This window comes from Streptomyces sp. NBC_00525, from assembly GCF_036346595.1.
GTDB lineage: Bacteria > Actinomycetota > Actinomycetes > Streptomycetales > Streptomycetaceae > Streptomyces.
This window is the reverse complement of the sequence record NZ_CP107834.1, coordinates 5,781,007-5,800,913: the sequence shown is the minus strand read 5'-3', so window position 1 is coordinate 5,800,913 and position 19,907 is coordinate 5,781,007. Positions and strand designations below refer to the sequence as shown.

Here is a 19,907-nt window from a genome sequence, read left to right as displayed (position 1 = left end):
GGCCCGGTCGTGAGACACGGCGGTGCCACCGGGGCACCGCCGTGACCAGCCTACCGCTATGCGCGGTAAGTCTCGATTCGAGAGGAATGCCCTTCCCGGTCTACTTCAACCCGTTCTCCAGGGCGTTCATCAGCGTCCCCTGGGCGGTGTCTCCCGACATCTCCCAGACCATGACGCCCAGCAGCCCCTTGTCCTTCACGTACTGGGTCTTCTTGCCGATGGACCAGGCGTCGTCGAAGGACCACCACTGGCTTCCGGTGTAGCCGTAGGTGGAGATGGACTGCTCGTCGTGATGGACCGTCATCGTCGGATAGGCGCCGATGAGGTTCGAGTAGCCCCGGGTGCCGGCCTCCTCGGCGAACTGGCCGGGAGCGGCTCCGCCCGCCGACTGCCATTCACCCGCGACGCCGCCGTCCGTGACGCCCTGCCAGCCCCGCCCGTAGAAGGGGATGCCGAGGGTCAGCTTGCGGGGGTCCACACCGGCGTCGGTGTACGCCTTGATGGCGGTGTCGGCGCTGAAGTGGAAGTCGTACGGGTCCTGGGTGTCGTTGTAGAGGTTGGCCTGGTGGCCGGTGCGGTTCGGCTCCCAGGAGTTGTCGCTGCCGGAGCCGTGGAAGTCGTAGCCCTGGACGTTGGCGACGTCGAGCGAGTCGAAGACCTTGGACAGGTCCCAGCCCTCGTCGATCTTCTGCGGGTCGGCGGGGGTGAAGGCGGTGAGCAGGCGGTGGCCGCCGCCCAGCGCGTCGAGCTGCTTGCGGAACTCGGCGAGCAGCAGGGTCAGGTTGTCCTTGTCGTCGGGCGAGTAGTGGTTACCGGGGTGTCCGGTGCCGGTGCCCGGCCACTCCCAGTCGATGTCGAAGCCGTCGAAGATGCCGGCCGCGGTGCCCGGTCCGCCGGCGCCGTTGTACTCGGGCAGGTTGCCCTTGATGTACATGTCGATGCAGGAGGAGACGAACTTCTTGCGGGCGGCGTCGGTGGCGGCGACGTCCGAGAAGTACTTGGAGTAGGTCCAGCCGCCGAGCGAGACCACGATCTTGAGGTCCGGGTGCAGCTTCTTCAGCTTCTTGAGCTGGTTGAAGTTGCCGCGCAGCTTGGCCCAGCCGTCGTCCGCGACGCCGTCCACGGACTGGGCGGCGCTGAACGGGCGGGCGTAGTCGGCGTCGGCGTCACCGGCGCCGGTCCCCTGCTCGGGGTCCTGCGGGTCGGCGGTGGTGCCCTTGGTGACGCCGTTGAGGCAGGTGAGGTTGTTGGGGTCGATGTTGGCGAACGAGTAGTTGATGATGTCGAGCTTGTCGGCGGCGCCCGAGGTCTCCAGGTTCTTCACGAAGTACTGGCGGCCGTAGATGCCCCACTGCACGAAGTAGCCGACCTTGGCGTAGTTGCCCTCGCCGGCGATGTCGTCGGTCTTCACGGTGAGGGCGTTGCTCGCCGGTGAGGCGTTGTCCGCGGCGTCGCGGGCCTTCACGGTGAAGGTGTACGAGGTCGCGGGCGACAGGCCGCCGATGGTGGCGGTGGTCGTGGTGCCGGAGACCGTGGTGGCCAGCTCGGAGCCCTTGTAGACGTCGTACGCGGCGATGCGCTTGTTGTCCGTCGCGGCGTTCCAGGCCAGCGTCACGGACGAGGCGCTGGTGGCCGTGGAGCGCAGGGAGCCGGGGGCCGTCGGGGCCTGGGTGTCGGTGGCCGGGTCGACGGTGGTGACGGACAGCGGGGCGCTCTCGGCGGAGACGTTGCCGCGCGTGTCCTTGGCCCGGACGGTGACCGCGTAGGTGGTGGCCGGGGTCAGGCCGGTGACCGTGACGGAGGTGGCCGCGGTGGCGGAGCCGACGACCTTTCCGTCCGCGAGGACGTCGTACGAGGCCACGGGGAAGTCGCCCGCGGTGGAGGCCGTCCAGGACAGCGACGCGGTACGGGCGGTGACATCGGTCTGCTTCAGCCCGCTGGGCGCGCCCGGCGGCTCGTCGGCGGAGCCGTCGCACTTGTCGCCGTTGATCCGGCAGCCGGTCGGCTCGGTGATCGGGCCGGTGGCGACGAACCAGAAGCTGAACGGCTCGGTCGTGCTGTGCGCGGCGACCGTGCCGTTGTAGTGGGCGTTGACGGCGGTGATGTGGCTGCCCTGGGTGGTCACGGCCCCGTTGTACGAGGACTGGATCGCGACGCCGGAGGGCAGGTCGAACTCCAGGCTCCAGCCGGTGACGGCGGTGTCCGTGTCGTTGTGGAGGATGTACGTGCCCTTCCACCAGGGCCCGTTGTCGGCGGAGGTGAACGTCGCCGTGAGCTTGCCCGCCGCGTGCGCGGGGACGGCCTGGAGCGACAGGAGTGCGAGGAGGAGGCCGAGTACGGCGATCAGCGCGGTCGTCGTTCTCCGTCTCAATGGCATGTGCTCGAACATGGTTCTCCCTTGCGGCAGGGACCGGTGAGGCGGTCCTCGGGGAGGTGCGGATGTCGTGCCATGGAGCACAGGGGAAGGTAATTGGTCTACACCAAGTCGTCAATAGGTACAGACCACTTGAGGTTCCGGATCGGCCGGGCGGCACCTCCCCGGCCTGCGATGGCGCAGGTGTGCGAATAGGTCCCGGAGATGGTTAGGATCATCGACGGCAAGGCTGTAGCGCAGAGGTCGTCGCGCCCTAGCAGCAAGCTGGAGGACGTCGGTTCGAATCCGACCTGTCTTGCCACCTTTTCGTAGAGGAGAGTCGACGGCGTCGGTTCGTCCCGAGCGGGCGGAGCGCACGGTCGCCCCTCCCCCGCCGGGCACCGGCCCGCGGGGGACTGGGGAGAAGCGATGTCGCAGCCGATACCTGTGCGCTGTCCGGCCATTGAGCATCCGGACCTGCCCCTCGCCGACCCGGCCCTGCTCGGCCCGCTGCTCGACCGGCTGGCCGCGCACCCGCCCGTCGAGGCCGACGAGACCTATCCGCTGGGCGCCCTGCGGGCCGACGGCCGGATGGACCTGTGCAAGCAGGGACTCGGACCGGCCGGCGCCGCCCTGGTCATGCCCGCCGCCGCCCGCTCACCGCACGTCGCGCACGTGCTCCTCGGCACCAACGCGCTGGGCGACGAGGGCGCGACCGCCGTCGCGGCGGCCCTGGCCGGCGGCGGACACGGACTGCACACCGTCTACCTCGGCTGCAACCGGATCGGCCCCGCAGGCGCCACCGCGCTCGCCGGGGCGCTGGCCGGCGACGACACCGTCCGGGCGCTCTGGCTCAAGCGCAACCCGCTCGGGGACACCGGCGTCCGCGCCCTGGCCCCGATGCTGCGCCGCAACACCACCCTGCGCACCCTCGACCTGGTCAACACCGGCGTCACCGAGGACGGCCTCACCGCCCTGCTGGACGTCCTGTGCGACCGCCCGCACCCCGTCGAACGGCTCTTCCTCGGCGGCAACGGGCTCGGCGCCGACGCCGCGCCGCTGCTCGCCCGGCTGATCCTGGACGCGGGCGTCCGGGAGCTCTACCTGCCCTGCAACCACCTCGGCGACGAGGGCGCGGCCGTGCTGGCGGCCACAGCCGACCCGGCCCGCCCCATCCGGCTCGGGCTCGGCGGCAACGGCATCGGGCCCGCCGGAGCCCGCGCCCTGGCCGGCGCGCTCGACGGGATCGAGGCGCTGGACCTGGGCCGGCCGCGCTCGGAACGCAGCCTCGGCGCCCCGCCCAACACCACCGGCGACCGGGGCGCGGACGCGCTGGCCGCCGCACTCCCCGGCAGCCCGCTGCGCCGCCTCGAACTCCGCCACACCGGGCTGACCGGCCGGGGCGCCAAGACCCTGCTCGCGGCCCTCTCCCCCGGCTCCCGGCTGGAGTACGTGGGCCTGGGCCCCGGACTGCCGCGCCGGGTGAAGCGCACCTTCGCGACGCTGCTGCGGCCGGACGCCGGCGCGCACACCGACATGCGCGCGGTCCGGAGCCTGTACCGATGACCGGCCAGGACGTCCGGCCGTTCCTGTCCCCGCAGGAGGCGTCGAGCCTGCGCCAGGTCCGCCGGTACGCGGTGCCGCGCACCATGATCGAGGCGACCGCCGCACGGCGGGCGGCCGGCGACTGGCGGGGCGCCTGCGCGGCCGCCGGCTTCGACGTGCGCATCGACCCGGAGAAGGTCGCCGCCCACTATGGCGCCGAGGTCGCCGAAGCCCTCCTGGCCGACCTGCGCGACCTGGTCCCGGACCTGCTGCGCTGGCATCTGCCCCGCATACTCGCCGGGCGCTCGACCCTGGCCACCGAACGAACCGTGCTCCTGGCGGGTTACGGCGCCGGGCCCGCGTACCTCCAGCTGCGCACCCCGCCCATGGTGGACGGCCCGCAGCGCCTCCCGCTCCGCTTCGGGCCGCTGCGCGGCCGGGCCGCCGTCACCGGGAACGCCGACGACTGGCGCGCCCTCGGGCACCTGTGGCGGGCGAGCCGGACCGGCGAACTGCGGGCACGGGCCGGCGGCGCGGACCGGCTGCCGTTCCTCGCCCCGGACGGCACCCCGCTCCCCGCGGACCGGCTCCCGCACGGCGATCCGGGCGCCGCCGACCCGGTGGCCCGCGCGGAGTGGCTGAATCTGCTGCACCATCGGGGCCGGATCGCCGACGCGCTGGCCGGGGCCGGCATCGAGTGGGACCCGACGCCGCCGGAACTGCCCCGGTATTACCAAACGACGCCCGAGGCGATCACGACCGGCCTCGCGCTGGACGTGCCCCGGCTGGAGGCGGAGGTGCGCCGGTTCGCCCGGCTCGGCACGGCGGAACGGTTCCAGATCGCCCACGACTGGCGGGCGCGCGTACTGCTCGACTTCACCGCGCCGGGGCTCGGCGGCCGGATGCGGATCGCGGTCGTCGACCGCGAGGCCGCCGGGGACGCGGTGCCGCTGCCCGAGGCGCTCTGGCGCCGGCTGCCCGACCTGGACCTGCTGAGCGACGGCCTGCTGACCCCGGCACAGCTGCATCCGCTGGTGGCCGGGGCGCTGTTCCCGGAGCACGAGGGCCCGTTCGGCCCGCCCGGCCCCACACCGCCCGCCCCGGTGCGGGTGCGGTGCCGGGGCGAGTGGCACGAGGTCCGCTTCCGGGACGGCTCGCTGGACTCGCCGCACACCGCGCAGGAACGGCAGCGCGAGAACGCCCTGCGCGCGTTCGGCGGGGCGGTCACCGGCTGCTTCGCCGTCGAGCACAGCTGCCTCACCGGCACCGGCCGGCTGCCCAGGGCGCTCGCCGCCCAGCGCCGCGACCTGTTCCTGCGCGCCCAGCACGGCGACACGGCGGGCGTCGTCGCCCTCCTGGACGCGGGCGTCGATCCGCGCATCCGGGACGCCGGCCGGCACACCCTGCTCCACGTCCTGCCGCTGCTCGACCACACCGAACTGCTGCCCCGGCTGCTCGCGGCCGGTCTCGACCTGGAGGCCAGGGACCACCGCGAGCGCACCCCGCTGGGCGCGGCGGTCTCGGGGCGCGGCTCGGCGGCCCTCGTCCGGGCCCTCGTCGATGCGGGCGCCCGCATCGACGTGAGCGACCAGACCGAACTGTCCCTGGAACAGATGATCCGCAAGTACCGGCGGGCCGATCTGGCCTTCCTCGCGGAGCGGGTGCTCGCGGAGCACCCGGACGCCGGGTCGGACTGGTGGGACGAGTGGGACGACAACGACGACGAGGACAACCACTTCGCCTACGACGAGGAAGAGGAAGGTGAGGAGGGGTGAGCACCGCGGCCCCCGGCGCCCCCGCCCGGCCCGCAGCGCGGCCGGCGCCCCATCCCCTGGACGCGGCCGACGCGCTGAACGGCCGGCTGCGGGCCGCCCGCACCGAGACCGTCGCCAGCCCGCAGCTGGAGGCGCTGTCCCTCGCGGTGACGGCCAATCAGCCGGTCCTGCTGTGGGGTGAGCCGGGCATCGGCAAGTCGGCGGGGCTCGAACAGCTCGCGGCGGGCCTCGGCCTGGAGCTGGAGACCGTCATCGCCAGCGTCCACGAACCGTCCGACTTCGCGGGGCTGCCCGTCGTCGGCGACGACCCGGCCACCACCGGGGTGCCGATGGCGCCGCCGGACTGGGCGGTGCGGCTCGCCGGACGCGGCCGGGGGCTGCTGTTCTTCGACGAGTTGTCCTCCGCTCCCCCGGCCGTGCAGGCCGCCCTGCTGCGCGTCGTGCTGGAACGGCGGGTGGGCAGCCTGGAGCTCCCGGAGGGCGTACGCATCGTGGCGGCGGCCAATCCGCCGTCCAGCGCGGCGGACGGCTGGCACCTCAGCCCGCCGCTCGCCAACCGCTTCGTGCATCTGCACTGGACGCACGACCCGCGCACCGTGGCCCGCGGCATGGCCGGCACCTGGCCGACGGCGCCCGTCCCCGTCGTCGATCCCGCGCGGGCGGCGGGCGCGGTGGCGCGGGCCCGCGGCGCCGTCTCCGGTTTCCTCACCGCGCGGCCGGGGCTGGTCCACCACCTGCCGGCCGACGCGGAGAGCCGGGGCAGGGCCTGGCCGTCGCCCCGGACCTGGGACATGGCGCTGCGGCTGCTCGCCACCGGGTACGCCACCGGCACCGGCCGGGACGCGGTGGCCGCCGCGCTGACCGGCGCGGTCGGGGACGGGGCGGGCATCGAGCTGCTCTCGTACCTGGAGAACCTGGATCTGCCCGACCCGGACCGGGTGCTGGCCGATCCGGACGCCTTCGCGCTGCCCGAGCGCGGGGACCGGCAACTGGCCTTCCTGATCGCGGTGGTGGCCGCCGTCCAGGCCGATCTCACCCGGCCGCGCTGGGAGGCGGGCTGGGCGGTGCTGGCCAAGGCGGTCGAGGCGGGCGTGCCGGACGTGGCGGCGCGGGCGGCGGTGGACCTGGCGTCGATGCGGGACACCGCCTGGCCGGTCCCGGAGGGCATCGACGCCTTCCTGGAACTCCTCCAGCTGTCCGGCGCGCTGCCGGGGAGCGCCTGAGACCATGCCCGTACCCGCGCGGCTCAGGCTGGACCACACCAAGCTGCTGGCGGCGCGTTACCGTGCGGCGAGCGACCGGCCGTACCTCGCCACCGCGCTGTACGCGCTGTCCGTGGTGGCGAGCGACCAGGTGCCGACCATGGGGGTGGACCGGCACTGGCGCTGCTATGTGTCGCCGGAGTTCGTGGAGCGGACGCCGGTGGCCGAGCTGGCCGGGGTGTGGGTGCACGAGGTGGCGCATCTGCTGCGCGACCACCACGGCCGGGCGGCCCGGCTGCCCGCCGCCGACCAGCGCGACGCGCACCGGGTCAATGTGGCGCAGGACTGCGAGATCAACGACGACCTGCTCGCCGACGGGCTGCCGCTGCCGGAGGGGCGCGTGGAGCCGGGTCTGTTCGGGCTGCCGGCCGGGCAGCTCTTCGAGGCGTACCTGCCCGCGCTGCCACCCTCGCCACCGCCCTGCCAGTGCGGCTCGGGCGCGCACAACGGCCCGGCGCCCTGGGAACTGCCGCCCGCGCAGGGGCCGTCCGCGCTGGGCACGACGGAGGCGGAGGCGCTGCGACGCCGCACGGCGGAGTCCATGCGGGCGCACCTGCGGACGCGCGGCACCCTGCCGCAGGGGTGGCGGCGCTGGGCCGACGAGGTGCTGGAGCCGTCCGTGGACTGGCGGCAGGCACTGGCCGGCGCGGTGCGGGAGGCGGCGGCCTGGGCGTCCGGGGCGGTGGACTACACGTACCGCCGGCCGTCGCGGCGCAGCGCTGCCCTGCGCGGCATCGTGCTGCCGACGCTGCGCCGGCCGCTGCCACGGGTGGCCGTGGTCGTGGACACCTCCGGGTCGATGGGCGACGGGGAGCTGGGCGCCGCGCTGGGCGAGGTGACGGGGGTGCTGCGGGAGGTCGGCATCCGGGGCAACCGGGTCTCTGTGCTGGCCTGCGACGCCGATGTGCACGCCGTGTCGCGGGTGACGGCCACCGAGCAGGTGACGCTCGGCGGGGGCGGCGGCACGGACATGCGGGTGGGCATCGCCGCCGCCCTGGCCGCGCCGGAGCGCCCCGGCATCGTCGTGGTCCTCACGGACGGCCACACCCCCTGGCCGGACGAGGCACCCTCGTGCCGGCTCGTCGCCGCGCTGATCGGCGCGGACGCCCCTCAGCCGCCGCCGTGGATCGAGACGGTCCGCGTTCCCCTGTGACGCGGGCTCACTTCCCGAGGACCACCGTGAGCGGCTCCGAGAAGTCGCCCCACTTGCCGTCCGGCAGCTGGGCGCGCAGCGTGATCGCGTGGCTGGTGCCGCGCGGTTCGGCGGTGGTGTACTGGTAGGTGGCCCGCTCGGTGGGCGGTTCGGTGCCCCAGGCGATGGTGGTGGTCATCTTGCCGTCCAGGTACAGCTGATACGTGTGGATCTCGCCGTCCGCCTTGGGCGGCGCCCACTCCAGGTCGACGGCGTACTCCTTGCCCTGGTCCTTGGTCGTGGCGCGCAGGCCGGTGGGGGCGGTGTCCGCCGGGGCGCCGGGGGCCGAAGCGGTGGTGAGGTGGAAGGCGTTGCTGTCGGGCGACGAGGTGTCGGCGGCGTCGCGGGCCCGCACGGTGAAGCTGTAGGCCGTACCCGGCCGCAGCCCGGTCACCCGAGCCGTGGTCTCGGTGCCGGGCACGGTGTGGATGCGGGAGCCCTCCTGGTAGATGTCGTACGCGGTGACGCCGATGTCGTCCGTGGAGCCGCCCCAGGACAGGGTGGCGGCCCGGTTGCCGTCCGCCTTGCCGCGCAGCTTGCCCGGCCGGGTGGGGGGCCCGTGGTCGGCGGGCGTGGGGGCGGGGGTGGTGACCTGGACGGCGGCGCTGGGCACGGAGACGTTGCCGGCCGCGTCGCGGGCGCGGACGGTGAAGGTGTACGCGGTCGACGCGGTGAGCCCCTCGATGTCGATCATCACCTTGGACGCGGGCACGGACTTGACCTTCTTGCCCTCGCGGTAGACCTCGTAGCCGGTGACGGCCTTGTCGTCGGTGGCGGCCTTCCACATCACGTGCGCGGAGGTGGCGCTGCTCGCCTGCACCGTGACCCCGCGGGGCGCGGTGGGTCTGCTGGTGTCCGCGTCGGGCCCCGGGCCGGAGTCCGAACCGGAGCCGGAGCCGCAGGCGGTGGCGAGTGCGGCGAGAAGCAGGGCGGCGGCACAGGCCGAAGCGCCATGCGTGTGAGGGGATCGCACGGTGTTGCCTTCCATCGGGCAGCAATGGTCCAGACCTGTATCGCATGCCCTGGGCCCCGCCGACAAGAGCCCGGAGCCGAACCTTCCACAATGTGCCGGTGTGCCCCTCCCCCCGCGCCCGACCCGCCGGTTGACATACCGTCGGCGGATGCTGCGCATACGAGGTGTGGTGCTGCCGGAACGCGAGGAGCGGACGTTCTGGATCGACGGTGAGGTGCTGCGGGAAGGCGCCCCGCCGGGCGGGTGCGCCGGGCGGCACACCGAGACGGTGGTGGACGGCGGCTGGCTGCTGCCCGGCCTCGTCGACGTCCACACCCACCCCGGCACGGTGGACACGGCCGTCCCGTTCGACGACGACATGCTCCGCGCGCAGTTGCGCGAGCACCGGGACGCCGGGGTGCTCGCCGTCCGTACGCCGGGCACGGCCGCCCGGATGCCGGCCTGGGTGGACGAGGACCCGGAGCTGCCCCGCGTCACGTCGGCGGGGCGCTGGCTGGCCACGCCCGGCCGGTTCATCCCCGGCTTCGGCCGGCACGTGGGCGAGGCGGACCTCGTGCGGGCCGCCGTGGAGGAGTCGGCTGCCTCCTCCGGCTGGTGCAAGGTCATCGGGGACTGGCGGCTGGACGAGCCCCCGGTGCCGCTCGCGCTGCTCACCGCGGTGGTGGCCGCCGTCCACGCGGCGGGCGGCCGGGTGGCGGTGCACTGCCAGACCGCCGAAGGCAGCCGGAACGCGGTGCTGGCGGGGGCGGACAGTCTGGAGCACGGCATGTCCCTGGACCCCGCCCTGCTGGACCGGATGGCGGCGCAGGGCACGGCGTTCGTCCCGACGCTGGCCGTGTTCGGGGCGGGCGCGGACGCGATGCGGGCGCGGGAGCCGAGTGCGCGCCGCGATCTGTGGCTGGCCGGCTGGGACGCCATGTTCGGCACCGTCCGGGCCGCCCACGAGGCGGGGGTCACGGTGCTGGCCGGCACCGACTCGTTCCCCTGCGGGACCGTGGCCGGCGAGGCGTCGTGGCTGGCCAGGGCCGGGCTTCCGGCCGACGCCGCGCTCGGCGCGGCGTCCTGGACGGCCCGCGCCTGGCTCGGGCTGCCGGGCCTGGTCGACGGGGCGCCGGCGGATCTGGTGGCGTACGGCAGCGATCCGGTCGCCGACCCGGCGGTGCTGGAACACCCGGACCGGATCGTGCTGCGGGGACGCGTGGTGCGCTGAGCGATGAGTTGCGGGCGGTCGGGCAGTCTGTACGGGTATGGATACACAACCACTGGACCTGGAACCGGCCGCGCGCCGGATCACCGCACAGCTCGACGCCGTCGACGACAGTGCGCTGGGGGCGGCGACCCCGTGCCCCGGCGTGACCGTGGGCGCCCTGCTCGCCCATGTCGAGGGCCTGGCCCTCGCCTTCCGTGACGCGGCCCGCAAGGAGCTGGGCCCGTCCACCGACACCGCCCCCGCCGTGGAGTCCGGCGTGCTGGAGGCCGGCTGGCGCACCGCGCTGCCCGCCGCGCTCGACGAGCTGGTGGCCGCCTGGCGCGCCCCCGCCGCCTGGGAGGGCATGACCAGGGCGGGCGGCGTGGACCTGCCCGGACAGGTGGCGGGGATGGTCGCGCTGAACGAGCTGGTGCTGCACGGCTGGGACCTGGCGAAGGCGACCGGGCAGCCGTTCGGCGCCGAGGACGCGCATCTGCACAGCTCGCTCGCGCTCCTGGCCGAGCTGGGCGGCGGCCCGCCCGCCGCCTCACCCTTCGGCCCGCCGGTCCCGGTCGCCGAGGACGCCCCGCTGCTGGACCGGGCCGTGGCCCGCAGCGGCCGGCGCCCGGACTGGCGGCCGGGCGACTGAGACGGCGCCGGAGACCTCGCGGAAGCCTTGCGTCAGCTGGTGAAGAACTCCGTGATCCGGTGCGCCGTCTGCTCCGGGTCCGTCTCGTGCGGGCGGTGGCCGCCGCCCATCGTGACCAAGTGGCAGTCCGGGATCAGCGACGCCATGTCCTGGAGCCGGCCCTGCGGCATCTCGCTGCCGGGCCCGCCGGCCAGCAGCAGCGTGGGCGCGACGATCTCGCCGAGGCCCCGCGCCCACGCGGGGTCGGGGTCCGCCAGTTCGGCCCCGACCGACGCGAGGACCGCCTCGTCGTAGTCGGCGGGCCCGTTCGGGGAAGCCGCCGGGTACGCCGTACCGGGGAACGGCGGCGGGGTCTCCACCAGCACCAGACGCTCCACCCGGTCCGGGTGGTCCTGCGCCAGGAGGTGGGCGACGACCCCGCCCATGCCGTGGCCGACCACACCGACCCGGTCCAGCTCGCACTCGTCCAGGAACCCGAGCACGTCGTCGCGCATCAGCTCCAGGTCGTACTCGTCGGGCCAGTCGCTCTCGCCGTGGCCGCGCAGGTCGATCCCGTACACCCGCCACTCCTGCCCCAGCAGGCCGCCGGCCGCCTCCCAGCTCGCCGAACTCGCGCCGACGTCGTGCAGCAGTACGACGGGCGACCCGAACGAGGCACCCCAGCTCCGGTACGCCAGCCGCACGTCGCCGACATCCACCACAGACCGTTCATCCATGCCCCGACGCTACCGCCGATTGCGCGGGCATCACGCCGCCGGCCTGGCAGGCTGGAGCGGTGAAACCCACCACGCGTTCCCTGGTCACCCCGCTCGCCGCCCTCCTGCTGTCCGTCGCCGTCCTCGCCGGCTGCACCCCGGCCGGGGACGCGTGGGGCAAGGGGTCGGGTGCCGGGCTCGCCGATCCGGTGAAGAAGGACATCGCGATGCGGCTGGTCGCCAGCGCGGAGAACTCGACGCTGGACTGGAAGGGCCAGTACAAGTACATCGAGGACATCGGGGACGGGCGCGGCTACACCGGTGGCATCATCGGCTTCTGCTCGGGGACCGGCGACATGCTCCGGGTCGTCGAGCGGTACGCGCGGTCCCGGCCGGGCAACGCGCTGGAGCGGTTCCTGCCCGCGCTGCGGAAGGTGAAGGGGAGCGACGCGCACACCGGGCTCGGCAACCCGTTCACCCGCGCCTGGGCGACGGCGGCCGGTGACGCGCGGTTCCGGGCGGCGCAGGACGCCGAGCGGGACGACTCGTACTTCGACCCGGCGGTGCGCCGGGCGCGGCAGGACGGCCTGGGCACGCTGGGCCAGTTCGTCTACTACGACGCGTACGTGATGCACGGCGAGGCCGACGCGGACGGCACCACCGGTTTCCGTACGATCCGCAGCCGGGCGCTCGCCGACGCCCGGCCGCCCGCGCAGGGCGGTGACGAGCGCGCCTACCTCGACGCGTTCCTCGACTCGCGGGTCGCCGCGATCCGCGAGGAGCCCTCGCACAGCGACACCAGCCGGGTGGAGACCGCGCAGCGGGTGTTCCTGCGGCAGGGCAACCTGGACCTGGACCCCCCGCTGGACTGGAAGGTGTACGGCGACCGCTACCACATCGACTGAGCCGTCTGTGGCGCGTACGGCCAACCCCCGTACGCGCCACGAGTCCTTGACGATACGTCAGTGCGCGGCGGCCTCCATCGCCTTCGCCGGGTCGTGGCCGCCGGGCGCGGTTCCGGTCTCCCGGTCCGGTGTGCGGCCGAGGTGGTTGAAGGCCAGGTTCAGCACGATCGCCACGACGCAGCCGGTGGAGATGCCCGAGTCCAGGACGACGAGCAGGTCGTCGGGGAAGGCGTGGTAGAAGTCGGGCGCCGCGATCGGGATCAGGCCGACGCCGACCGCCGCCGCGACGATCAGCGCGTTCTCGCCCTTCTCCAGGGCGGCACCGGCCAGGGTCTGCACGCCGCTGGCGGCGACCGAGCCGAACAGGACGATGCCGGCGCCGCCGAGGACCGGCAGCGGCACCAGGGCGATGACGGACGCGGCCACCGGGACCAGGCCGAGCAGCACGAGGATGCCGCCGCCCGCCGCGACGACGAAGCGGCTGCGCACCTTGGTCATCGCGACCAGCCCGATGTTCTGGGCGAAGGCGCTGCACATGAAGCCGTTGAACAGCGGGCTGAGGGCACTGCCCAGGGTGTCGGCGCGCAGCCCGCCCTCGATCGTCCGCTCGTCGGCGGGCCGGTCGACGATCTTGCCGAGGGCGAGCATGTCCGCCGTGGACTCCGTCATGCAGACCAGCATCACGATGCTCATGGAGACGATGGCGGCGATCTCGAACTGCGGGGCCCCGAAGTGGAACGGGGTGGGGAAGCCGATGGCGTCCGCGTCCCCGAGCGCGCCGAAGTCGGTGATGCCGACGGGGATCGCGATGAGGGTGCCGGCCACGAGCCCGAGCAGGATGGCGATCTGCTGGAGGAAGCCGCGCAGGAGTTTGCGCAGGGCCAGCACGATGACGAGGGTGACCGCCGCCATGGTGATGTTGGTGGTGGAGCCGTAGTCGGCGGCGGTCGCGTTGCCGCCCTGCGACCAGTTGAAGGCGACCGGCAGCAGGGAGACGCCGATCAGGGTGATGACCGTGCCGGTGACCACGGGTGGGAAGAAGCGGACCAGTTTGCAGAAGTAGGGGGCGAGGACGAAGCCGAGGAGGCTCGCCACGATGATCGCGCCGAAGATGACGGCGATCCCGTCGTGTCCCCGGTCCTTGCCGATGGCCACCATCGGCGTCACCCCGGCGAACGAGACGCCGTTGACGAAGGGCAGCCGGGCGCCTATTCGCCAGAAGCCGATCGTCTGGAGCAGGGTGGCGATGCCCGCGGTGAACAGGCTCGCCCCCATCAGGAAGGCGGTCTCCTTCGCGGTGAGGCCGACTGCGGGCCCCACGATCATGGGCGGGGCCACCACGCCCGCGTACATCGCGGCCACGTGCTGGAGGCCGCTGGTGAACATCTTCAGTGGGGGGAGCGTCTCGTCGACCGGGTGTCCGCGGTCGGACGGTGCCGTCTCCGGCGCTCCGTCGGGGGTGGGGGTCGCACTTGCGTCGTCGCGAAACCTGGGCGTAGCTGCCACGGCGGTTCCTCCGGTCGGTTACACGTCTGCGGTGACGTGGGTGTCAGGGAGGTGGTCGCGGGGCCGGTCCGCCCGGACCGGGCCCCGTGTCGTGCGGTGGTGCGGTGCGGCACGTCGCAGCTGGTGCGGGCAGCTGGGAGCGCCGGGACGGGAGGCGCGTGCGCGTACGCGGCGCGCCTCCCGTCCCGGTTGCCGCGGACCCCGCTCGGGTCCGCGGCGGCCGGGCGAGGGCCGTCCCCCTCGCCCGGCCTGTTCCGGGTCGCCGGTGCGGGGCCGTCAGGCTCCGGCGGCGATCTGGGCGAGGCGGCGGGCCTCGTCGCGGGTGGCGCGGGCGATGGCGTCCTCGTCTCCGGTGACCAGGCGGCCGGACTCGACGACCGGCCGGCCGTCGACCAGCGAGAGGGTGACCGGGGCCGCGGCGCCGAAGACGAGCGCGGTGACCGGGTCGGCGATGGAGGCGTGGGCGAGGGTGTCCAGCTTCCACAGGACCAGGTCGGCGAGCTTGCCGGGCTCCAGGGAGCCGGTCTGGGCGGCGCGGCCGAGGACCTGGGCGCCGCCGTAGGTGCCCAGGCGCAGTGCCTGACGGGCGTTCAGGGCGCGTTCGCGGTGGGCGCCGAGGCGGTTGATGAGGAGGGCGTTGCGCAGTTCGGTGTGGAGTTCGCCGGACTCGTTGGACGCGGTGCCGTCGACACCGAGGCCGACCGGGACGCCCGCGGCGAGCATGTCGGGGACGCGGGCGATGCCGGCGGCGAGGCGGGCGTTGGAGGACGGGCAGTGGGCGACGCCGGTGCCGGTGCGGGCGAAGGCGGCGATGTCGGAGTCGTTCATGTGGACGCAGTGCGCCATCCACACGTCGTCGCCGAGCCAGCCGGTGGACGCGAAGTAGTCGGTCGGGCCCATGCCGAACAGCTCGTGGCAGAACTTCTCCTCCTCCACGGTCTCCGAGCCGTGGGTGTGCAGGCGTACGCCCTTGCGCCGGGCCAGTTCGGCGCCCTGGCGCATGAGTTCGGTGGATACGGAGAAGGGCGAGCAGGGGGCGACGGCGATCTGGGTCATCGCGTCGAAGGAGGCGTCGTGGTGGGCGTCCACGGTGGCCTCGGTGGCGGCGAGCGCGTCCTCCAGGGTCTCCACCGCGAAGTCGGGCGGCAGTCCGCCGTCCTTCTCGCCGCGGTCCATCGACCCGCGGGCGAGGGTGAAGCGTACGCCCAGGTCGCGGGCGGCGCCGATGATGGCGCCGGACAGGTCGCCGGAGCCCTGCGGGAAGACGTAGTGGTGGTCCATGGCGGTGGTGACGCCGCCGAGGGCCATCATGGCGAGCGAGCCCTGCGCGGCGGCGCGGACCATCGGTTCGTCGACGCGCGCCCAGGTCGGGTACAGCGCGACCAGCCAGTCGAACAGGTTGTGGTCGGTGGCCAGGCCGCGGGTGATCCACTGGTAGAAGTGGTGGTGGGTGTTGATCAGGCCGGGCGTGGCGAGGTGGCCGGTGCCGTCGACGCGGCGTACGACGTTCTCCAGGCCCTCGGGTGCCCGGCCGGCGCCGACCGCCTCGATGCGGTTGCCGGCGACGACGACGTACCCGGAGGCGTACTCGGTGTCGGCGGCGTCGACGGTCGCGATCGAGCAGTTCTCGATGACGATGCGTTCCACCCGGCCGGGGGCTGCCGGTGCTGCCATGGTGCTTCCTTCTCTCATCCGGGATGTGGGCACGGCAGGACCCTAGGAGGATTTGAGTGCCACGGCGGTGCGGCCGTGGGTGCCGAGAGGGTTGCGGAACGCGTGGAGCGTCCCTGCGGCCCGGCCGGGGCCCGTCCGCGGCGGGCGGGCGGGCCCCGGCGTGGCGCCGCGTCAGAGGTTGGTCAGGTCGACCGGGATCTGCGGCTCGACGCCGTCGCGGAGCACGGTGCCCTCGATGAGCCCGTACGGACGGTCGGCCGCGAAATACACTTCGTTGTCGTTCTTGAGGCCGAACGGCTCCAGGTCCACCAGGAAGTGGTGGTTGTTCGGGAGCGAGAAGCGGATCTCGTCGATCTCGCTGCGGTGGTCGATGATGCGCGAGCCCATCTGGTACAGCGTCTGCTGGAGCGAGAGCGAGTACGTCTCGGCGAAGGCGTGCAGCATGTGCTTGCGCGCCTGCTCGTAGGACTTCTCCCAGTTCGGCATGCGCTGCTCGTCGCTGGTCCAGTTGTAGCGCCAGCGGGCGGAGACGTCGGTCGCGAGGATGCGGTCGTACGCCTCCTTGAGCGTCGTGTACTTGTCCTTGGCGTAGCCCCAGAACTCGGAGTTGGTCGAGTTCAGCACGGTCAGGTCCTTGAGCCCGGAGACGACCTGCCACGCCTGGCCGTCGAAGGTGACCTGGGTGGTGCGGATCTCCTGGTTCCGGCGGACGAAGGAGTGCTTGACCTCGTCGGCGCCGATGAAGCGGGAGTTGGCGTCGGAGGTGGCGATCCGGTCCCAGGCGTACTCCTCGATGCGGATGCGGGCCCGCTCGATCGGCTCCTGCGAGGTCACGAAGTGCCGGGCGAGATGGATGCCGAACTGCTCGGCGGAGTCGATGCCGTGTTCCTTGGCGAAGGCGAACACCGTGTTCTTGGTGGTGTCCGTGGGCAGGACGTGCGCGTTGGAGCCGGAGTAGTGGACGTCGTCCATGTCGCCGGAGAGGGCGACCGAGACGTTCAGGTCCTTGAGGTGGTGGGTGTCGCCGTCCCGCACGACCCGCAGGACGCGGGTCTCTGCCTTGCCGTACTGGTTCTGGCCGAGAATCGTGGGCATGTGTCTGCTAGCTCCCTCGGTATACGGAGTAGCCGAACGGGTTGAGCAGCAGCGGTACGTGGTAGTGCTCGCCCGGAGTGACGGCGAAGGTGATCGCCACCTCCGGGAAGAACGCGCCGCTGTCCCTTACGCGGGGGGCGTCCTGCTGCGCCTCGGCTTGCTTCTTGGCTGTGAAGTACGGCTCGGTCTCGAAGTCGAGCCGTACATGGGTGGTTCCTTCCGGCAGGGCCGGCAGGTCCTTGCAGCGCCCGTCCGCATCGGTCGCGGAGCCGCCGAGCGCCACCCAGTCCGCGTCGCGGCCCGTGCGGGCGGCGAGCGAGACGGCGACGTCCGCGGCGGGGCGGCCGATGCTGGTGTCCAGGATGTGGGTGGACACCGATGCGGTGGCGAAGGTGCTCAAGACCTTCACTCTCCTTCTGTTACGCGTCTTCCGTGACGAGGCGGGTGAGGCGGATGCGGTTGATCCTGCCCAGTTCGGTGCGCACGATCATCCGCTCCCGCTCGGGCGGGTTGCCGATCCGCGCCTTCACCGCGTCGCGCATCTGCTCGCCGGTGGCACCGGTGGCGCAGATCAGGAAGACGTGTCCGAACCGTTCCTGGTAGGCCAGGTTGAGTTCGAGCATTTCGGCCTTGAGTTCCTCGGAGGCCCCGGCCATTCCCCGCTGCTCGCGGGAGGAGGTCGGGTCACCGGGCACGGGCCGGCCGATCGGGGGGTGACCGGCCATGGCCGCGGCCAGGTCCTCCGCGCCGAGTGCCGCCGTGGCGGTGTCGCTCGCGGAGAGCAGGGCTTCGGTGGTGGCGTACGGGCGGTGGGCGAGGATCGCTCGTGCCCAGGCCGCACTGGCGCACACCTCGTGCAGTGCGGCGGCCGCCTCGTTGTCCGCCAGGGTGTTGAACCGGGCGAGGCCCGGCGTGGAGCTCGAAGTCACGGGAGCCTCCGTGGCTGTTCCTCGCTGTGCGTTGGTCGGGCTGCGGATAGCTAACGCCCTCGGCAACACGACGTCAACAGTTTGTTGAAATTCCGTTCACGGAAAGGGCCGCCGCCCGGTCATCCGGGCGGCGGCCCGATCGTTCAGCTGTCGGCCACCCGTGCCGAAGCGCCCCAACTACCCGCTCTTCGTGCCGTTTTCCCTGTTCAGGTAGTTGTAGACGGTGAACCTGGAGACGCCCAGGGCGCCCGCCACGGTCTCCACGCCGTGCCGTACGGAGAAGGCACCGCGTGCCTCCAGTAGCCGGACGGCCTCCTGCTTGGCCTTGCGGTCCAGCTCGGCCAGCGGTATGCCGTGCCGGCGCTCCATCGCGGCCAGGATGTGATCCAGCGACTCCGACAGCTGCGGCAGCCGGACCGCCACGACGTCCTGGCCCTCCCAGGCCAGCACCACGTCGTCGGCGCGCGCCTCGCCCGGCCCGACAAGCTCGGCGCCCATCGCGTCGGCGAGCGGCTTCACGGCGGCGACGAGGGGATGGTCCACCGGTCCGGTCACTTCGGGTCCTCCCCGATGACGTTGACCTGGAGCGAGACCCGCGTGGCACCCGATGCCAGCGCCTGCCTCAGCAGGCTGTCCACGGCGGTGAGCACCTGGTCGGCGCCGCCCTCCGCCGTATTGCCGAACGGTCCGACGTCCACGGCGTCCAACTCGGCCGACTGGATCACCTCACGGGCGACCACCGCGTGCGCGGGTGCCTCGTCGAGATCGAAGGGCTCGGTGGTGAACTCCACCCTCAAGCGCATGGTGCCTCCCTGCTGCGTCCACCGCGTCCGGGGCAGCCCCCCGCGGCTCGGGCTCGACCCTAGCGCCCGCGCACCTGCGCCCTAAAGCGGCAGCACACAGACCGCCGAGGGCGCGGCGTACGGGGTGCCGACGCGGGTCAGCGCGCCGGAGGCCGCGTCCACCCGGAGGACGGTGACGGTGCCGGAGCGCTGGTTGGCGGCGAACAGCAGGGTGCCGTCCGGCGAGAACGCGGTGTGCCGGGGGAAGTCGCCGCCGACCGGCACGGTGTCGAGCAGGCGCAGCGCGGACCCGCCGCCCTCGACGGCGTACCGGGTGAGGCTGTTGTGGCCCCGGTTGGCGAGGTAGGCGAACCGGCCGTCCGCGGTGACCAGGAACTGGGCGGGGTAGCTGGTTGTGGCGCCGGTGCCGGTGGACTGCGGGGTGCCCGGCGTGAGCCTGCCGGTGGCGGGGTCGTAGCCGCAGACCACGGCCGTGTTGTCGACCTCGCAGGCCAGATAGGCGTGGCGGCCGTCCGGGTGGAAGGCCAGGTGGCGGGGTCCGGCGCCCGGCCGCAGGCGGGCGTACGAGAGCTGTTGCAGGGTGCCGCGCGCCTGGTCGAGCCGGTAGGTGTACACCGTGTCGTTGCCGAGGTCGGTGGCGAGGATGTGGTCGCCGTCGGGCGCGGTGACGATCTGGTGCGCGTGCGGGCTGTACTGGCCGGGTCCGGGGGCGGGCGAGCTGTGCGCGACCAGGTCGGTGCGCGCCCCCACCGATCCGTCGGCGGCCAGCGGGTGCACGGCGACGCTGCCGGAGGTGTAGTTGGCGCTGAGCAGCCAGCGCCCGCTCGGGTGCACCGAGAGATGGCAGGGCCCGGAGCCGCCGGTGGACTGGGTGCCCAGGACCCGGAAGGTGCCGTCGCCGCCGAGCGCGACGGCGGTGACGCCGCCGTTCCACTGCTCATTCACGGCGTAGAGCGTGCTGCCCGTGGGGTGGAGGGCGAGGTACGAGGGGTTCTGGACGCCGGTGACGGGGGTGCGGGCGGTGATGCGTCCGGACGCGCTGTCGTACGCGGCCACCCCGATGCCGGGGCCGGCCGGGGTGTAGGTGCCGGTGAACAGGGTGCCGGTGCGCAGGGTCGCGGGGTGCGCGGGGTGCGCGGGGTGCGCGGGGTGCGGCGGCCGGTGCGGGCGGGTGGGGGCGGGGCGGTCGGCGGAGCGCGCGACGCCGGGGGCGGCGGCGAGGGCACCGCCCGCGAGGAGGGCGCCGAGCAGGGTGCGGCGGCTGGTGGGGGACGTCATGCGAAGCACCTCGTGGGGTCGGTTGCGTTCGATGTGTCAGCCACAGTGGCCGCCTCCCCATCCCACCGCAAGACACGCACCGGC

Annotated in this window: 18 protein-coding genes and 1 tRNA gene; 8 read left to right on the top strand and 11 right to left on the bottom strand. The window is 73.5% G+C overall.

Going from position 1 to position 19,907, the window contains the following annotated elements:
• Window positions 1-100 precede the first annotated feature (100 nt).
• Window positions 101-2,389 (bottom strand): glycosyl hydrolase family 18 protein, encoded by a 2,289-nt coding sequence (locus OG710_RS25490; RefSeq protein ID WP_330241399.1) that lies wholly within the window; start codon window positions 2,387-2,389, stop codon window positions 101-103.
• A gap of 210 nt (window positions 2,390-2,599) precedes the next feature.
• Here OG710_RS25490 and OG710_RS25485 point away from each other — a divergent pair.
• The 5 genes from OG710_RS25485 to OG710_RS25465 all read left to right on the top strand — a co-directional run bounded on the left by OG710_RS25485 (window position 2,600) and on the right by OG710_RS25465 (window position 8,088).
• A tRNA-Cys gene (locus OG710_RS25485) sits at window positions 2,600-2,675 on the top strand.
• Window positions 2,676-2,782: 107 nt separating this feature from the next.
• On the top strand, window positions 2,783-3,919 hold the full coding sequence (locus OG710_RS25480) for a gala protein (protein WP_330241398.1): 1,137 nt from the start codon (window positions 2,783-2,785) through the stop codon (window positions 3,917-3,919).
• Entirely contained in the window at window positions 3,916-5,673 is a 1,758-nt protein-coding gene (locus OG710_RS25475) for an ankyrin repeat domain-containing protein (protein ID WP_330241397.1), read from the top strand. The genes OG710_RS25480 and OG710_RS25475 overlap by 4 nt, the downstream gene beginning before the upstream one ends.
• Window positions 5,670-6,896: an AAA family ATPase gene (locus tag OG710_RS25470; protein WP_330241396.1), complete on the top strand. Its 1,227-nt coding sequence runs from the start codon at window positions 5,670-5,672 to the stop codon at window positions 6,894-6,896. Before OG710_RS25475 ends, OG710_RS25470 begins: the two co-directional genes overlap by 4 nt.
• 4 nt (window positions 6,897-6,900) lie before the next feature.
• Window positions 6,901-8,088 carry a vWA domain-containing protein gene (locus OG710_RS25465; protein ID WP_330241395.1) on the top strand — a complete coding sequence of 396 codons (1,188 nt, stop codon included), beginning with the start codon at window positions 6,901-6,903 and terminating at the stop codon, window positions 8,086-8,088.
• A gap of 7 nt (window positions 8,089-8,095) precedes the next feature.
• On the opposite strand, the gene OG710_RS25460 is transcribed toward OG710_RS25465, so the two are convergent.
• Window positions 8,096-9,115, bottom strand: coding sequence for a fibronectin type III domain-containing protein (locus tag OG710_RS25460; protein ID WP_330241394.1), 1,020 nt, complete (start codon window positions 9,113-9,115; stop codon window positions 8,096-8,098).
• A 133-nt stretch (window positions 9,116-9,248) separates the two neighbouring features.
• Here OG710_RS25460 and OG710_RS25455 point away from each other — a divergent pair, with 133 nt between their 5' ends.
• Window positions 9,249-10,310 (top strand): amidohydrolase family protein, encoded by a 1,062-nt coding sequence (locus OG710_RS25455; protein ID WP_330241393.1) that lies wholly within the window; start codon window positions 9,249-9,251, stop codon window positions 10,308-10,310.
• A 37-nt stretch (window positions 10,311-10,347) separates the two neighbouring features.
• On the top strand, window positions 10,348-10,938 hold the full coding sequence (locus tag OG710_RS25450; protein WP_330241392.1) for a TIGR03086 family metal-binding protein: 591 nt from the start codon (window positions 10,348-10,350) through the stop codon (window positions 10,936-10,938).
• A gap of 32 nt (window positions 10,939-10,970) precedes the next feature.
• Here the strand turns inward: OG710_RS25450 and OG710_RS25445 are convergent, their stop codons facing one another.
• On the bottom strand, window positions 10,971-11,654 hold the full coding sequence (locus OG710_RS25445; protein ID WP_330241391.1) for an alpha/beta fold hydrolase: 684 nt from the start codon (window positions 11,652-11,654) through the stop codon (window positions 10,971-10,973).
• A 59-nt stretch (window positions 11,655-11,713) separates the two neighbouring features.
• Between OG710_RS25445 and OG710_RS25440 the strand changes: the two genes are divergently transcribed.
• Window positions 11,714-12,538 carry a chitosanase gene (locus OG710_RS25440; protein WP_330241390.1) on the top strand — a complete coding sequence of 275 codons (825 nt, stop codon included), beginning with the start codon at window positions 11,714-11,716 and terminating at the stop codon, window positions 12,536-12,538.
• Between the two features lie 57 nt (window positions 12,539-12,595).
• Here OG710_RS25440 and OG710_RS25435 read toward each other — a convergent pair whose 3' ends face one another.
• The 8 genes from OG710_RS25435 to OG710_RS25400 form a co-directional block, all read right to left on the bottom strand.
• Entirely contained in the window at window positions 12,596-14,044 is a 1,449-nt protein-coding gene (locus OG710_RS25435) for a nucleobase:cation symporter-2 family protein (RefSeq protein WP_443064294.1), read from the bottom strand.
• 276 nt (window positions 14,045-14,320) lie between these two features.
• On the bottom strand, window positions 14,321-15,718 hold the full coding sequence (locus OG710_RS25430) for an 8-oxoguanine deaminase (RefSeq protein WP_330241389.1): 1,398 nt from the start codon (window positions 15,716-15,718) through the stop codon (window positions 14,321-14,323).
• A 171-nt stretch (window positions 15,719-15,889) separates the two neighbouring features.
• Entirely contained in the window at window positions 15,890-16,813 is a 924-nt protein-coding gene (gene pucL, locus OG710_RS25425) for a factor-independent urate hydroxylase (protein ID WP_330241388.1), read from the bottom strand.
• A gap of 7 nt (window positions 16,814-16,820) precedes the next feature.
• A complete protein-coding gene (gene uraH / locus OG710_RS25420; protein WP_111338977.1) occupies window positions 16,821-17,213 on the bottom strand; it encodes a hydroxyisourate hydrolase in 393 nt (130 codons plus the stop codon).
• Window positions 17,214-17,232: 19 nt separating this feature from the next.
• Complete coding sequence (gene uraD / locus OG710_RS25415) at window positions 17,233-17,742, bottom strand: 2-oxo-4-hydroxy-4-carboxy-5-ureidoimidazoline decarboxylase (protein ID WP_330241387.1); 510 nt, start codon at window positions 17,740-17,742, stop codon at window positions 17,233-17,235.
• A 177-nt stretch (window positions 17,743-17,919) separates the two neighbouring features.
• Window positions 17,920-18,297: a helix-turn-helix domain-containing protein gene (locus tag OG710_RS25410; RefSeq protein WP_111338975.1), complete on the bottom strand. Its 378-nt coding sequence runs from the start codon at window positions 18,295-18,297 to the stop codon at window positions 17,920-17,922.
• Window positions 18,294-18,545 carry a hypothetical protein gene (locus OG710_RS25405; protein WP_093704808.1) on the bottom strand — a complete coding sequence of 84 codons (252 nt, stop codon included), beginning with the start codon at window positions 18,543-18,545 and terminating at the stop codon, window positions 18,294-18,296. Before OG710_RS25405 ends, OG710_RS25410 begins: the two co-directional genes overlap by 4 nt.
• Window positions 18,546-18,626: 81 nt before the next feature.
• Window positions 18,627-19,823: a lactonase family protein gene (locus tag OG710_RS25400; RefSeq protein WP_330241386.1), complete on the bottom strand. Its 1,197-nt coding sequence runs from the start codon at window positions 19,821-19,823 to the stop codon at window positions 18,627-18,629.
• Window positions 19,824-19,907 lie beyond the last annotated feature (84 nt).